The sequence below is a fragment of the Streptomyces sp. NBC_01003 genome (genome assembly GCF_045162695.1).
Taxonomy (GTDB): domain Bacteria; phylum Actinomycetota; class Actinomycetes; order Streptomycetales; family Streptomycetaceae; genus Streptomyces.
The window spans coordinates 10,047,759-10,063,418 of the sequence record NZ_CP108707.1 but is presented as its reverse complement, the minus strand read 5'-3'; the positions used below and the strand labels follow the sequence as shown (position 1 = coordinate 10,063,418).

The window sequence follows — 15,660 nt, the reverse complement described above, 5'->3', positions numbered from 1 at the left end:
AGGAGTTGACCTCGTTGCCGTTCGTCGACCACGACCGCCCCGTCGACTCCGGGAGTGCGCGCTGAGTTGGGTCACTCTGCGGATCGAAACGATCGTGTTGCTTCGTGACCTCAGCATCAGCTTCTGCAGACTTCTGACCTAGCAATAGCGTGGCCGCATGCCCCTTGACGACGATCTAGCCGCCCGAATGGCGGAGCCGGACTTCTGGCCCCTGTATCTCTTCGACGACCAGCCGGCCGGGTTGCGTGTCCAAGACGCCGTCCGGTGCGCGAAAGTCTCGCCGTGATGCCGGAAAGCGGCCCACCGCCGGATGTCACCACCCGGCGGGGGCCGCTCTGTCGTACGAGGTGCTCAGCGCCTCACTTGAGGGCGTATGCCCGGGTGATGGTCTGGGTCGTGCGGCTGCCTCCCGCGTCCCAGGCCTCGGTCTTGAGGGTCACGTATCCGTTGGTGTCCGCGAGCTTCGGGTGCCGCAGCAGGGCCTGGAAGGAGTTGCTGTCCTTCCGGAGCACCTTCGCCTCCTTCCAGGTGGCGCCGTCGTCGTACGAGACGGAGACCTTGGCGCCGGCCATCGCGGTGGAGCCGGTCCAGCCCTTGGGGCGACCCGCGTCCACGGTGAAGGTGTACGGCAGTCCGGCCCGTGCCTGGTTGAGCACGTTCAGCGGCAGGTCGTAGTCGAGCAGGATCACGGGCATGGACTCACAGACCTTGGGCGTGGGGATGAACGCCGTGTCGCAGTCCTTGATGGCCATGGTGGTCGGTGCCGCCTGGCTGAAGTTCCACTCCGTGCGCATCTGGCGGCCCAGGGTGACGCCCGGGACGTCGGTGGTCAGCTTCTGGTCGAGGACGTACCGGTAGTCCGCCTTCTCCTGCGCCAGCTGGCCGAAGCCGGTGATCGGCTTCCCGTTGAGGTAGTAACTCCAGGTGCCGGTCAGGCCCGACAGGGTGTGGGTGGGATCGTTGTCGGCACCGTTGCTGCCGGGCAGCTTCTGCCAGACGTCGGCGCGGCAGAACACACACGGCCCGAACTCGTACTGGGACAGGCGCATCGGCGCATCGAACCAGCTCCGGGTATAGGACTTGCCCGGGGTGAGGTAGGTGGCGCGCTGACCGTTCATCTGCCAGGTCGAGGAGTTGAAGTTGGCCGACACGCTCGGCTGGTATGTCACCCCGGTGCCCGCGAGGAAGTAGTCGTCGCGGGTGGTGCCCTGGTAGAGGGGCTGGCCGACGGAGCCGGTGGTCACCTGCAGGGGACCCCAGACGTTCATGTACTCGGCGCCCAGACGCCGGGCGCCGTCGGAGTGGAACGTGTTGGTGACCTTGGCGAATTCCTTGACGTCGACGGTCTTGGCCAGGTCGGCGGGGATCCGGTCGTCGGTGAAGTGCGGGTTGTAGGTGTAGCCCGACTCCAGGACGCCCTTCAGGGCGATCCGGACCTTGTGCTTGGCAAGCAAGCCCTTGAGGGTTGCGGCGTTGTCGTACGTGGCGTGGGCGACCGGGATGGTCTGTCCGGCGGGGACGCCGCTTCCGCTCGGCCCGGGGTCGGCCGGGGCCACGATCATTGCGACGGCTCCGGCAGCCGCGGCCCTGGTGGCCTGGTCGTCGGCCTTGCTGACATCGGCCACGGAAACCAGAACGGTCTTGCCCTTGACGTCGGCAGCGGCGAAGTCCTGCTCGGTGCCGGCGCCGAGGTCGACCAGCTCGGTGCGCTTGGTGCCCTCGAAGCGCTTCGCGTTCACCGAGGACTTCAGCGGGATGGTCACGTGCCCGGGGGCCGTCACCTCCAGCTGGACCAGCGGTTCACGCCGGACCAGGGCAGTCTCCAGGCGCAGCGCGCCGGTGGTGGCGCCGGCACTGGGGATGGCGCCTTGCCTGGTGTCGGCGAGGTTGAGCAGGTTGCCGATACCGGCGAAGCTCGAGTAACCGCCTGCGGTGCCGGGGTCACGGACGACGAACGTAGTCACCTGGCCGTTCTCCAGCGGCCGCTTCTCACCCTTGATCTTCACGCTGAGGTCGGTGGCGGTGGTGCCGTCGACGGTGAAGGTCTGGTCCCGGTCGCTCACCTCGATGTTGGGCACGCTGAACAGGTCGGCCGCGTAGGAGACCGCACCCCCGGCCGGGTCTGCCGAGTAGAGCGAGCCCTCGATGGAGTACTTGCCGAGCGGCACCGACAGGGTGGCGGTGCCGTTGGCGTACATGGTCTGGCTCTGCCAGAAGTGGTTGTCCATCCCGTGCAGGGTGAACCTGAGCGCACTGGGGGTTTTCCCGAAGCGGTCCGTGACCTTCAGCGTGACATCGTGCTGCTCGACGGAGGTGACGAAGCCGAGCGCGGCGTGCACCGACTCGCCGCTGTCGGAGGTGGCGGTGACCGATCCGCCGTACTGGCCGGTCTTCAGGCCGTTGTTGTCGAGCGTGACGGTGACCTCGGCCGTGCCGCCGGCCGGGACGGTGACCCGGCCGTCGGACAGGCCCGCTCCCGACAGCGACAGGGTGCCCGCCGGGACCGCGGTGCCGCTCGCGTCCTCGGCGGCGGCCGTCACGGTCACCACGGTGTCGGTCGCGGCGTCGTTGTGCAGCGTCAGGGTGCGGCTGCGCGTGGGGTAGGTGCCCTTCTGCCACGGTATGACGCGGAAGTCGGCGGTACCGGACAGCTCCAGCGACGGGTCGAGGGCGGCGGGGATGTCGACCCGGCCGTAGCCCTGCTGGTAGACGGTCTGGTCGGCGGCGGACTTGGCGTGCGCGGTCAGCGCGTCCTTGATGCGCTGACCGGTCCAGTCAGGGTGGCGCTGCTTGAGGATCGCGGCGGAGCCGGCCACATGCGGGGTGGCCATCGAGGTGCCGTTGGCCGAGGTGTAGTTGGCGTCCACGGGGGTGCCCATGATGGTGCCGGCCGCGCGGGCGGCGACGATGTCCACGCCCGGGGCGGTGATCTCCGGCTTGATCGCCATGTCGCCGAGGCGCGGGCCGCGGCTGGAGAAGTCGGCGAGTGCGTCGGACTTGTCGACGGCGCCGACGGTGAGGGCCGCGTCGGCGGCGCCGGGGGTGCCGATTGTCGCCTCGCCCTTCCTGCCGTCGTTGCCTGCCGCGATGACGAAGAGGGTGCCCGAGGAGGCGCTGAGCGAGTTGACCGCGTTGGTCAGGGCGTCCTCGCCGGGGGTGTCGGTGCCGCCGAGGCTCATGCTGACGACGTCGGCGCCCTGCTCGACCGCCCAGTCCATTCCGGCCAGGATGCCGGAGTCCAGGCCCTGCCCGCTGTTGGCGAGCACCTTGCCGATGAGCAGGTCGGCGCCGGGGGCGACGCCCTTGTACTTGCCGTCGGAGTTGGCGCCACTGCCCGCGATGGTGGATGCGACGTGGGTGCCGTGACCGTGACCGTCCTGGACCGTCTGGCCGTTGACGAAGCTCTGGCTCTGGACGATCTCGGACTTGATGTCGGCGTTGTTCAGGTCGGCACCGGTGTCCAGCACGGCGACCTTCACGCCCTTGCCGTCGTACCCCTTGGCCCATGCCTGCGGAGCGCCGATCTGCGGCACGCTCTTGTCCAGTGCGGCCTTTACCTTGCCGTCGTACCACAGCTTGGAGACCCCGGCAGTGCCGGGGACCGTGACGGCCTGGGCGCCTCTGCTGCGTGCCTGGACGGGCTTGACGGCCTGCCAGAAGCCCTTCGCGCTGTGCTTGTCGACATGCACCGCGGACAGCCCCAGTCGGGGCATGACCCGCTCATTGTCGCTGCCCGGCAGGTCCTCGGTCTTCTGCGTCAGGGCAGCGGCGGTCGGCTTCCCCTGGAAGTCGACGATGGCGGGGACCTCGTCGGTCTTCGCGTCGCCGTACCCGTCCCGGACCATCCGGCTGACGTTGAACAGTTCACGGTCCACCGTGCCCGAGGCGACCGCGGCCGTGGTGTCGTCCGGGTAGACGTACAGGTCGCCGTTCTGTCCGCTGACGGTTTCGAACGTCTTGGACGTCCCCGCCCCGGAGATGACGGACACCGCCTGCCTGCCGTCGGGCTCGGTGGTCAGCGAGACCGTGTCGCCGGTGATCAGAGTCACCGCCGCCGCCGTCGCCGCCTGCTTCTGCAACGTCGGGCGGCTGCTCAGGTCGAGAGGCACCGAGGGTATGGCGGCTGTCGCGGTTCCGAGCTGGCTCGTCAGTGACAGGGCGACTGTCACCGCGATCCCGCTGACGAGGGCGGTACGCCCCCGTCTGAGGCGGGCCTTCTGCATCGGTTGTCCTTTCACGCTCAACTGGTGGGCGCTGCGGGGCAATTGATACCGAGGGGGACCGACCGAACGTCCGGCCGACTCCGCGCGCCGCTCGGAATCTAGCTCTCCGGCCGGTGCGTCTTCCAGAGGTGGTGTGGCGGATACGCGCCACATGGCGCACACCCGCCACGTGGGTCCGCGACGTGGGCGGCGCCGGGCCGCCGATGCGGCCCTATGTGTCCTGGCCGATACCCGGCGGCTGCAGCCCGTCCAGGTCCCCGGCCGTGACCCAGCCGCGTTCGCAGGCGTGCCAGCCGAGTTGCATCCGGCTCGAAGCGCCCGCCAGATCCATCAGGCCGCGTACCCGGCGGTTGACGGTCCGCTTGCCGATCCCCATGAGGCGGGCGATCGCGTCGTCGGTGAGACCGGACAGGAGCAGGAGTAGCAGATGGGTGTCCGAGCCGGAGAGTTCGCCGCGGTGCGTCTCGCCGGTTGACGGATCCAGGGGGAGCGCGGTGACCCACATCAGCTCGAACAGTGCGACGAGAGCGTCGAGCAGGGGGCCTTGGTGGATCTGCACGACGGCGCCCGGTGGCCGCCCGTCGTCCGTCCGCACCGCGAGCATGGCCGTGGACCGGTCTACGATGATCAACTTGACCGGGAGTCTGGCCAGCACGCGGGCCTGTTCACCTGCATCCATGTACCGGCGGATCTCCAGCTGCACCGCGTACCCCTCGATCGCGGCCCGGTCGTACACCGTCCGGAAGCGCACCCCCGCTGCCAGTTGCTCCAGCTCCGCGACGTTGAACTCCTCGATCAGCAGATAGGGCGGGGCGTCGAAGCGCAGTACTTCCCGGCGGGCGCGGAGCTGGAGCTGCTCGTACCGCTGTGCCAACGCCTCGGCCGGCACGATTTCGGCGATCTCCTCCAGGGCTGCCGGCCGGAGCGCCTCGCGGTACTCCTTGGTGAGTCGCTGCAGAACGCCTTTGGCGGACTGCAGTTCGTTCATGCGCGCCAGCAACAGCGTCTCCCCAGCGATGTCCGGCGGGGCGGGAATCAGCTGCGCGGGCAGGTCGTCGGTGAGGGTGACCAGCCCCTTCACGGCCAGTGCCGCGACCGCCTGTTCGAGCTGGGCCCCGGTCAGGCCGGCCCGCTGCTCCAGCCGGCCCACCGGGCAGCGCCCGGACCCCACCAGCAGTTGGTACACCTGCGACTCGGCCGTGCTCAGACCCAGCGCCTCAAGCATGAATGTCCTCTCCTCACGAGCTCCCCGTTCCCAACCCCGCGCACGCGGACCGCCCCCGGACCTCGATCAGTCCGGGGGCGGTCAGTCGGCGTCACTGCAGGCGCGAGCGGCGGCTCAGGGCGCGGACCCGGCCGCGCCCAACCGGTTGCACACTCTCGGTCGTTGCCGCGCGGAGCGCGTCGAGCTCTGGGACCGACCTGGAACCTCGGCCAGCATCTATCTAACCGCTGAAATGATTTACCCTAAAGTTTCTGCTTGGCAAGAGGTTTGGCTCCAGCTGATCAGCCACCAGGTCGGGCTCGCCGCGACGTACCTGGAGCTGATGCGGGCCGACTGCACCATCCCGGTGTCGGCCTGGCAGCCGGGGCAGCGGGTAGGGGTGGCCGCCATCGGCACCGTCATCCGATCCGACAGGCCCGACCTCGAGGTCGGCGACCTGGTCCAGTCGATGACCGGCTGGAGCCAGTACTCGGCCGACCCGGCCGGCTCGTACCTCAAGCTCGACCGTGACCTCTTCGCCGACCCCGGCTACCACCTCGGCCAGGGACCGACCGCCTACTACGGGATGGCCGATGTGGCAGCCGTCGGCGAAGGCGACGTGGTCTTCGTCTCCGGCGCCGCGGGCGGGGTCGGCTCGCTGGCCGGGCAGATCGCCAAGTGCCTCGGCGCGGCACGGATGATCGGCAGCGCCGGCAGCCCGGCGAGGGCCGACTACCTGGTGAACGAGCTCGGCTACGACGCCGCGTTCGACTACCACGACGGCCCGGCAGCACAACGGCTCAAAGAGTTCGCACCCGAGGGGATCTCTGTGTCCTTCGACATCGTGGGCGGTGAGCAGTACGACGCTGCGCTGCAGGCGGCCCGGCCCGAAGCGCGCTTCGCCCTGTGCGGCTCCCTGTCGAGCCAGCTCGGCGACGCGTCGGAGCGCTTCCCGCAGCCCGACCGCACGGCGGCCGAGGCCAAAGGCATCGAGCTGCTGCCCTTCTCCTGCCATCACACGCCCGATCAGATCGCCGCCTGGCGCGAGCACTTCAGCACCTGGCTGAGCCAGGGCCGCTTCGTCTACCCGCAGACAGTCCTCGAGAGCCGGATCGAGGACGTGCCGCAGGCGTTCCTCTCCCTGCTGCAAGGTTCCTACCGGGGCAATGTCTCGGTGCGGCTGCGGTGACCACACTCTCCCACCAGGTCCTGAACCGGGCGCTGATGGACCGCCAGTTCCTCCTGAGGCGCACCGATCGCACCCCGCTGGAGGTGATCGGACGACTGGTTGCCCTGCAGGCGCAGGAACCCAACTGGGCCTATGTCGGCCTGTGGAGCAGAATCCACGGCTTCACACAGTCCGAGCTCACCGCACTGCTGGAGGACCGGCAGGTGGTCCGCTCCGGTCTGCTGCGCAGCACCCAGCACTTCGCCGCGGCCGACGACTTCCGTCGCCTGCGGCCACTGCTGCAGCCCGTGCTCGACCGCACGGCCGGCTCGCCCCACTTCACCCGCAACAGCACCGGCCTGGACGCGGCGTCCTTGGCGACCGAGGGACTCGCCCTGCTCGCGGGAGGAACACTGCCGCGCAAGGAGCTCACCGGAGTGGCCGAGAAGCTCCTCGACGACGGCAAACTGCCCGAAGAGCATCGCCAACGCATCATCGAGAGCAGGAACTTCGCGCGCTCCAAGCTGCGCTGGCCACGGGAGCGAAGACACGGAAACTCGTCAGCACCTGACCCGCGACGACAGACGCCGCGGCCGGCGACGACGACTCGACTCGGCCGTCCAATGTACCCGTTGCTCAGAGCCTCAGTAGCTCTCAGCATTCCGGGCATTGCGGCCCGGAAGGTCCGTCTCATCACCAAAGCGTGAGTGCTTCGGCTTGAGTACGGTCTCTCGTTTCCGTCTGCCGTTGATGCGGCAGGGTTGCGCCACCTGCCCGCCCGTCCGTGGCCTTGCGGCTGCGGGCGGTTGCGCGGGTCTTACGGTCGGCTCCACGAGGCTTCGACGCCGCCGGGGCGGTGTCCTGGTCTCCGGCCACTCCGGTACCAGTTACTGCGGCTGCCGCGAGGGCTGCGAGGTTGAGTGCGGCGTTTTCGTCCCGGTCGATGACCAGGCCGCAGGCGTCGCATTCGTAGGTTCGGACGTGCAGCGGCAGCTTGACTTTCACTGCGCCGCACTCGGAACAGGTCTTCGAGGAGGGGTACCAGCGGTCCGCGAGCACGATGCGGGTGGCGTGGCGCTGGCGGGTCTTGTAGTCGAGCTGGTGGCGGATCTGGCCGAATCCGGCGTCGGCGATCCGGCGGGCCAGGCGCCGGTTGCGGAGCATCCCGGCGACGTTGAGGTCCTCGACCACGATGGTGCCGTACTCGGCCGCGACGCTCGTGGTGAGTTTGTGTAGGGCGTCTTCGCGGAGGTTCGCTACGCGGTGGTGGACCTTGTTCCGCTGGGCGTTGGCCTTCTCCCACCGCTTCGAGGGCTTGTGTCCGGTGCGTCGGTCGGGGCCCTGGCGCCGGGAGACGACGCGGGAGGCGCGGCGCAGCTGCTTGCGTGCCCGGTCGTAGTGCCCGGGGTTGGCGACAACGCGGATCTCGCCGGTGGTGTCGGCCATGACAGCGAGGGTCTTCACGCCGAGATCGATCCCGACCGCCGTGTCCGGCCGGGCGACCCGGCCGAGGTCCTGCTTCACCTCTACCTGGAAGGAGACGAACCAGCGCCCCCGCTCGTGCCGCACAGTTGCGGACAGAACCCGGGCCTTTTCGGCCTGGACGCGGGTGAGGAGTTTGACGGTGGGCTCGTAGGTGCGGATCGTGCCCAGCCTCGGCAGCGTGACGTGCCGGCCGTCGGCATCGACGCGGATCGTGCCGGTGGTGAACCGGCAGGCGAGGCGCGCTTTCCGCTTCGACTTGAACCGCGGCGCACCCATCTTCCGGCCGTGGCGCTTGCCCTGCTTGGACTTGGAGTAGTTGTCGAACGCGGCCGACGCGTTGGCCAGCCCGGTGGAGTACGCCTCCTTAGAGTTCTCTCCCCACCAGTCCGCGAATCTGGGGTCGGTGTGCTTGGCGGCGTTGAATGCCTTGCGCAGCGACGGCAACGACCACGGCCGCCACTGCGTCAGCCCGGCCTCGGGCACGCCGTACGTCTCCTCGGCCTTGCGCTGCCACCACGAGGCGGTCACCCAGCCCACAGCCCAGTTGTACGCGGCACGTGCGGCGCCGCAGTGCGAACGCATCGCGGCCTGCTGTGCGGCGTTCGGGTTCAGAGCGAACCGGTACGCCTGGACCACGAACCCGGGCTGCGGTCGGAACTTCTTCACTCGGCGGCCTCACCGGTCGCCACGGCCACCGCGCGGGCGGCCCGGTTCTTCGCCGCCCGCCGCCCGTACAGGCGCGCGCACATCGACGTCAGCGCTTCGGTGACGTCGCGCACCAGGTCATCGGCTGTCTCGGTGGGGTCGAGGACAACCAGGCGACGCCCAGACGCGGACAAGACGGCTTCGAGGTGCTCGACGCCGAACCGGGCCAGCCGGTCTCGATGCTCGACCACGATCACCACCGCCTGCGGGTCTGACAGAACCTGGTGCAGCTTGCGCCGACGACCGTTCAGTCCCGAGCCGACCTCGGTCACGACCTCCGCGACCGGCAGGCCGAGACCAGTGGCCCCCTGGACCACGCGGGCCACCTGCCGGTCAAGGTCCGACTTCTGGTCCGTCGACGACACTCGGCAGTACGCCACGACGCGGCCAGGCGCCTCCGAAGCGGGCTCGTCGACCAGCCACGTGCCGGACGGCGTCTGGCGCACTGGGACCGGCATCCGGCCCTCTTTCGCCCACGTCCACGCGGTCTGGTAGTGCACGCCATTGCGCGCCGCCCACTCAGAAAGCTTCACGCAATCAAGATAGCGGATGAGAAAGGCTGAGATTCCCTGATGAATCACGCAACAGTTGGTGGCCCCTCGGTGCTACTGGCGGTCCGGCTGCGGCAGGTCCTGCTCGGTCCAGATGGTCTTGCCGGTGGACGTGTAGCGCGTGCCCCAGTGGTGGGTCATCTGGGCGATGATGAACAGGCCCCGGCCTCCCTCGTCGTCGCTCGCGGCGTGCCGCAGATTGGGCGCGGTGTGGCCGGTGTCGGACACCTCGCAGGTCAGGGTCCGGTCGCGGATCAGGCGCACCTGGATCGGGCCGCCACCTGCGTAGCGGATGGCGTTGGTGACCAGTTCGCTGACGATGAGTTCCGTGGTGAACGCCACGTCGTCCAGTCCCCAGTCGCCGAGCTGCTTCCCGACGGCGGAGCGGATGGCGGCCACGGCCGCCGGGTCCGGGGCCAGTGCCCATTGGGCGAACCGATTCCGGGCGAGCAGGCGCGTGCGGACCAGGAGCATCGTCGCGTCCACGTCCACCGCCCCGGGCAGCATGGTGGCCACCGCCCGGTCGCACAGCTCTTCCAGGGATCTTCGGTCGTCGGAGAGGACCTGTGAGAGCTGCGCGAGCCCGGCTTCGCGGTCGTTGGCCGCCTGGAGGAGGCCGTTCGTGAAGAGGGCGACAACAGTGCCCGGCGCGAGCTCCAGTTCCGTGCTCTGGTAGGGCAGGCCGCCGATTCCCAGCGGCGGTCCTGGCGGCAGCTGGGGATAGTCGACGACGCCCGTGTGCGGTTCGACGAGCGCCAGCACCGGCTCCCCGGCTCGTGCCATGCTGCACTCCCCCGAGACGGGGTCGTACACCGCGTACAGGCAGCTCACGCCCAGAGCCGCGTCGGCGTGCGCTTTCAGGTGGCCCGGGCCGCGGCCGGTTTCGCCCTCGTGCGTGGTCTGCTCGACCAGGTCGGCCAGGCGGGACAGCAGCTCGTCCGGGCTCAGGTCCAGCCGGGCCAGGACGCGCACCCCCGTGCGCAGGCGTCCCACGGTGGCCGCGGCGTGTATGCCGTGACCGAGCACGTCCCCGACGACCAGGCCGACCCGGGTACCGGAGAGAGGGATGACGTCGTACCAGTCGCCGCCCACCCCGGACCCGCTGTCGGCGGGCAGGTAGCGGCTCGCCGTGTCGACGGCGGCGTGCGGCGGCAGGTGGCGTGGAAGCAGGCTCCGCTGGAGCTTGAGGGCCACGCTGTGGCCACGGGTGACCATCGGCATCAGCAGGATACCGATCAGCAGGGCGCCCAGGCCCAGGACGGTGACCCCGCCCGTCCTGCCGATCAGCGGCAGGTCGACGGCGGTCGTGCCGTACCGGGGTTCCGCGTAGACGACGAAGGTGGCGTAGAGGAACAGCAAGAGCATGAACAGCGCGCCGAGCCCCGGTAGCACGCCTTTGAAGACCAGATCCTTGACGCTGCGGGTGAGGATCTTGCGGTGGTACCAGACGCAGGCGAAGCCGGTCAGTCCGTACTGGAACGCGATCGCGAGACCGACCGAGTCGATCGAGTCGGCCAGGACGTTCTGGCTGAGCGAGGTCAGCAGGATGAACAGGGCGATCGAGGCCGCTCCCATGCCGATGGTCCCCCAGGTGGGGGTGAGGAACCTGCGGTGGACCCGGGCGAACCGAGAGGGGACGGCCTTGTGGACCGCCATGGAGAAGACGGTCCTGGCCAGGGGCAGGATGGTGGTCTGGGCGGAGGCCAACGCGGAGGTCAGCACCATCAGGATCAGCAGTCTCGACAGGAACAGCCCCGTGCCGTGGCTCCCGAACACGGCCTCACCCAGCCCGGAGAACACATTGTCCGCGTTGTCCGCGTTGCCGAGTCCGATGCCCGAGGTGCCGACTCCCGCGAACGCCTGAGCCGACGTGGACACCAGCCCGTACATGACCAGGAGCAGCACGGTGGACAAGACCGCGGCACGACCCGGGATGCGCGTGCTGTCGACGGTTTCCTCGTTGACCGAGAACGCGGTGTCCCAGCCCCAGTAGATGAATACCCCCGCGAGGATGCCCGAGGTCATGGCCGTCACCGAGGGCACCTCGAAGGGGTTGAACCAGGACGCTGACACATGGATCGCCGTCGGCGGAGGGCTGGTGTACACCCTGACCAGCGCGGCGACGGCGAGCAGGATCAGCATCACCACTTCCAGGCACAGCAGCCAGCGCTGTACAGCCGCCGAGAACGAGATGCCGACGTAGCAGATCACTGTCAGCACGGCGATCCAGACGACGCCTGCCGCGGTGGTCCACAGCCGGTTTTCCGCCAGTGCGTCCAGGCCCATCAACCGGAAGCCGTAGGCAGCGGCGATCTGCGCGAGGCTAGCCATGACGATCATGTTGGCGACGATGAGACCCCAGCCGCCCATCCAGCCGGTGCGCGGTCCGAAGGCGCGGGTGGCCCAGGTGAAGGTGGTCCCGCAGTCGGCGTTGCTCGCGTTGAGCTCCCGGAAGGCGTACGCGACCAGCAGCATCGGGACGAAAGCCAGCATGGTGACGATCGGAGCCTGCAATCCGACTCCGGCCACGATGATGCCCAGCGTGGCGGCGAGGCTGTACGCCGGGCCGGTGGAGGCCAGGCCCATGACGACCGAGGAGAACATGCCCAGGGCATCGTTCTTGAGCCCCTTCCGGCCGGACCCTGTGCCCGGAGCGGGAAGACCAGCCGACACGGCACCGCCGAAGAGCCTCACACTTGATTCCAACGCAAGGCCGCTTCCCTTCGCAACAGCGCAGGGACAGCAGGAGTGGCTGCCACCGTGCACGACGGCGATGCGGCCATTGTGTGCCGCTCGCAGAGAAAGCCGCCGATGGCTCTGAGCTGCACTGGCGTCGCACCTCGGGTCTCGCAGCGTCACAGGCGAATGACGACCAGAGCGATGTCGTCGCAGGCCTCGCTGGTGACTCCCAGCCGGGCCGGCAATGCGTCCGCCAACTCGTCGAGGGGAGGGCGGTGTCCTGGGCGAGGGCTGAGATCAGGCGGGCCAGACCGGCATCGATGTCCTCGTCACGGCGTTCGATGAGCCCGTCGGTGCAGAGCACGAGGGTGTCGCCCGGCATGTAGGACAGACCGACCTGGGGCGGGGGACGCGGTACGGGCGGGGGGCTCGGTCATGTCGCCGACCAGCCGCGTCCCGGGACGCGAAGCGGTGAAGTCCCGCCGGACGAGGACGCTGAGTGTGGCGGGCGTCGGTTCCCCGGCGGGGACCTGGACGGTGACGCGACTGGGCCGGTGGGTGTGCACGAGGGCCTCGATCTCCACGGCGGCCGCGACCCGGGTGTTGACGTCGACGTTGTGGTGCAGCGTCACGTGCAGGGCGTCGCCGTCGACGCTGTGGCTGATCAGCATGATGGCCTCCGCTCGCCGTGTCCTTGGGCCGTACTCCGTCCGGCGGGCTGGAGGGACGGAATACGGCCTTCCAGGATGACAGTCGGGCGGCGTTACGGCAGCTCACGGCCGGTCCTGGGCCGGTCGCGTCGCACTTCCAGGCCACGCTGGGGCCGGTGATCGGGGCGCCGAGAGGGCGGCTGTTCGGTCGCGTGTGCGGCGATGTACTGGTCCGCGCGGTGCGGGCCCCCCACCGCGCCCGCACCGCACCCCCAGGAGGCCGCAGGCGCCACCCCCGTCGGCGCCGCGCTCCAGGCTGCCCGTTGGTGGCACCGAGCTTGGGGCCCCGCCGCTCTGGCAGCCCCACCAGCCCATCACCTCGGCCGGTTCGCCAGAACCCCGCCCCCAGCATGAAGCCCTGGCCGCGCACCCAAACGGGCGCGGCCAGGGCTGTCGGTCACGCGGTCCGGGGAAGGGGAACCGGGGCCGTTGTCGCGCACCATCTCAACGCCCGGCCTGCCCCGCGGGGGACACGCTCCGGGCCACGCGGCGCCTGCGTCTGTCTTCTGGGAGGATGCTTGTCATGGAGCCGCTGCCGACGCCCTGCCCCGCCGACCGGATCCCGGACGCGACCGGTCTCGACGCGTTCGAGGCCGCGTGCAAGGAGGCCAAAGAGCAGCGTGTCGTGTTCATCGCGGTCGAGCAACAGGGGGGCTCGCTGTGGACGGTCAAGGCCGACGCGCTCACCGCCCCGCAGCACACCATCACCACCACCGCCCATAACGCCGTGCGCGAGGCCGTCGCCCTCCTCATCCGAACCCGGGAGATCCGCCCCGACTCCACCGCCGGCCCCGTCGACTTCGTCCTGCACGACGTGGACAGCGAAGGACGGGCCCGGGAACTGGCCGCCGCCCTGCACGCCGCCCTCTACGGCGACCTCGAGCCCCTGACCCGCGCCGTGCCCCCCACCACCTGACGACGCACCTGTCCCAGGCAGCGAGAGGTCAGTCTCAGCGCCACCTCCCGGTTCCGCAGTCACCCCTCGCCGGCACGCGCCCGCATCCGATACGAACGGGCCGCAGTCGAACCAGGCAGATTGCCTGACGGGCCGCCGCGGGGTGCGCGATGATCGCCCTTCGAACCGTGAGGGGGATGGTCATGGACAAGGGCAAGCGGATCACCGGTGCGGAGCGCGAGCAGCTCGCCGTCGAGCTGAAGGCCGCATACGAAGGCGGCGCCTCCATCCGGAGCATCGCCGACAGCACAGGACGCTCGTACGGCTTCGTCCACCACATCCTCACCGAGGCAGGCGTCACCCTGCGCCAACGCGGCGGAGCCACCCGCACCAAGCCCAGTTCATAAGCTTGAGTTTTAACCTCTGGCTGGCTCCCCTCTCCAGCAGAGCCATGCCTCATCGCCGTCAATGTGCAAGGAGTCGGCCACTGGGGACCGACCGTGTGATACGTACGTCAACTTCTGGCGTCACGAGGCTTCCACACATCTCGGGTGCTCCGGGAAGGGCGGTTGCGGAACATCTGTGGGCCGGCTGGTGCCCTGGTGTTCCGGAACCTCTTGTGGTCCGCCCCGGATCAGGCAGAACCGGCGGGGAACACCGCGTAGACGAGGCGAGCCAGTCGGTCGGCCGTCAAGACTCATGCTGAGGCAGCACTCGAGACAGTGGTCAGGGCATAGGTTCAGCTACTGGCCGACGGCGCGCCTTCGGGGGCACTCAGCATGGCCTGCGGCAGGTAGGCAGATTGGACGCGCAAGTCCCAGCCGTGTGCTTGGACTGCCAGGGCGGCCAGCGCGATGCTCTTGTGCGGCAGGAGACTGCGGGGCGCCGCATCGGAGGGTGCGCTCTCCCGGTGCTGGACAAGACGATGCTCCAGGGCTTGTTCGAAGGCCAACTGGTCATCCTCCAAAAGCACGTGCAGGAGGCGCTGATCTGGCGTCAGCGCATCGAGAGTATCCAGCTGCCGCTTTGCATCGGTGCGCTCGCCGGCATTCGGCTTGCACAGCGTTACCGACGGCCAGTGCCGGGGCAGATGCCCTTCGGCCCGGGTGAGGTAGCCGCACAAGGCGTCCATCTCCGCCAGTTCGCCCGGGTCCGACTTCGATTCCAGATTCGAGTGCGGCACACCGTTACGGATGTCAGGCGCATAGTCGCCGCGCAGCAGCAGCCCGATGACCAGATCCTGTTCCCAGACCATGCCGCTGATCACAGACAAAGCGAATGCGTCCAGCCAGGTCCTCGCGGTGGCCGCCTGCTCCACCACAGCCTCGAAGGCTATGTCTTCGCTGCTGAGCTTCTCGTCAATGAGGGTGAAGGAGATCTCTTGGTCGCCGTTGGGGTAACAGCCCAGGCTCAGGAGTCCCAGGGCGCACTCGGCCGCGGTGCGCAGGATGATGCGTGACGGGGCGGCGTCAGGCTCGGGGTCCGCCACCGTGCGGGCGGCTAGGTGGTCGAGGAGTTCGTCGCGCATTCCCTGCAGCTCCTCATCGGAGTAGCAGTCGTATTGCATCGTGTGCCAGCGGCGGCGGGCCCGCCGCAGGATGTTCTCCAGCGCCTGTTCGATCCGCGGCTCACTCACGTCATGCCGGGCTACGTCCTTGATCGTCATAAGCGTCATCCTGGCAGCCGCCACTGACACCGCAGGTACCCAGCCGTGACCACGCCTGAGAAGCCTGGTAGTTGCAGGGAGCAGCTCCGCGCGGCTGGCGAACCAGGCAGAGGTTAAATCTCAAGCTGATAGGAACCTGAGTGTCCGTTGCTGACGGGGGCGGCGAGGTAGCGCTCGCGCAGTTTCTGCTGGTACTCCGTGATCAACTCGTCTCCTCGGCGCGATTCACGTCTCGGGTCTCTCGCGCAGCGGCCCAGGTCGAACGACGGAGGGGGGGCCGGCGGATCGTCGAGCACCCCGGAAGTCGAGCTGCCCGACTGGGCTCGCAAGGAACTGGCGAAGGTCCGAGGCGAAGCCGCGGGCTACCGCACCCG

The 15,660-nt window shown here is 69.1% G+C and carries 10 protein-coding genes and 1 pseudogene; 4 read left to right on the top strand and 7 right to left on the bottom strand.

What is annotated here, in order from left to right:
* Positions 1-359 precede the first annotated feature (359 nt).
* Positions 360-4,223: a S8 family peptidase gene (locus OG698_RS46420; protein WP_406110389.1), complete on the bottom strand. Its 3,864-nt coding sequence runs from the start codon at positions 4,221-4,223 to the stop codon at positions 360-362.
* A 211-nt stretch (positions 4,224-4,434) separates the two neighbouring features.
* Positions 4,435-5,448, bottom strand: coding sequence for a helix-turn-helix transcriptional regulator (locus tag OG698_RS46415; protein WP_329580134.1), 1,014 nt, complete (start codon positions 5,446-5,448; stop codon positions 4,435-4,437).
* Between the two features lie 232 nt (positions 5,449-5,680).
* Here OG698_RS46415 and OG698_RS46410 point away from each other — a divergent pair, with 232 nt between their 5' ends.
* Together OG698_RS46410 and OG698_RS46405 are read left to right on the top strand one after the other, a co-directional pair.
* A complete protein-coding gene (locus OG698_RS46410; protein ID WP_406110387.1) occupies positions 5,681-6,616 on the top strand; it encodes an MDR family NADP-dependent oxidoreductase in 936 nt (311 codons plus the stop codon).
* Positions 6,613-7,302, top strand: coding sequence for a DNA glycosylase AlkZ-like family protein (locus OG698_RS46405; RefSeq protein WP_406110385.1), 690 nt, complete (start codon positions 6,613-6,615; stop codon positions 7,300-7,302). The genes OG698_RS46410 and OG698_RS46405 overlap by 4 nt, the downstream gene beginning before the upstream one ends.
* Here OG698_RS46405 and tnpB read toward each other — a convergent pair.
* From tnpB to OG698_RS46385, 4 genes and pseudogenes are all read right to left on the bottom strand, one after another.
* Positions 7,289-8,746, bottom strand: coding sequence for an IS607 family element RNA-guided endonuclease TnpB (gene tnpB / locus OG698_RS46400; RefSeq protein WP_406110383.1), 1,458 nt, complete (start codon positions 8,744-8,746; stop codon positions 7,289-7,291). The genes OG698_RS46405 and tnpB overlap by 14 nt on opposite strands.
* Positions 8,743-9,318 (bottom strand): IS607 family transposase, encoded by a 576-nt coding sequence (locus OG698_RS46395; RefSeq protein ID WP_406111672.1) that lies wholly within the window; start codon positions 9,316-9,318, stop codon positions 8,743-8,745. The genes tnpB and OG698_RS46395 overlap by 4 nt, the downstream gene beginning before the upstream one ends.
* Before the next feature lie 72 nt (positions 9,319-9,390).
* On the bottom strand, positions 9,391-11,940 hold the full coding sequence (locus OG698_RS46390) for an amino acid permease (RefSeq protein WP_406110381.1): 2,550 nt from the start codon (positions 11,938-11,940) through the stop codon (positions 9,391-9,393).
* A gap of 412 nt (positions 11,941-12,352) precedes the next feature.
* Positions 12,353-12,397, bottom strand: a pseudogene (locus OG698_RS46385) (hypothetical protein); the annotation flags it as partial.
* A gap of 851 nt (positions 12,398-13,248) precedes the next feature.
* Here OG698_RS46385 and OG698_RS46380 point away from each other — a divergent pair.
* On the top strand, positions 13,249-13,641 hold the full coding sequence (locus OG698_RS46380) for a hypothetical protein (RefSeq protein WP_406110379.1): 393 nt from the start codon (positions 13,249-13,251) through the stop codon (positions 13,639-13,641).
* Between the two features lie 182 nt (positions 13,642-13,823).
* Positions 13,824-14,027, top strand: coding sequence for a helix-turn-helix domain-containing protein (locus tag OG698_RS46375; RefSeq protein ID WP_406110377.1), 204 nt, complete (start codon positions 13,824-13,826; stop codon positions 14,025-14,027).
* Positions 14,028-14,359: 332 nt separating this feature from the next.
* On the opposite strand, the gene OG698_RS46370 is transcribed toward OG698_RS46375, so the two are convergent.
* Positions 14,360-15,286 carry an immunity 49 family protein gene (locus tag OG698_RS46370; RefSeq protein WP_406110375.1) on the bottom strand — a complete coding sequence of 309 codons (927 nt, stop codon included), beginning with the start codon at positions 15,284-15,286 and terminating at the stop codon, positions 14,360-14,362.
* Positions 15,287-15,660: the final 374 nt, after the last annotated feature.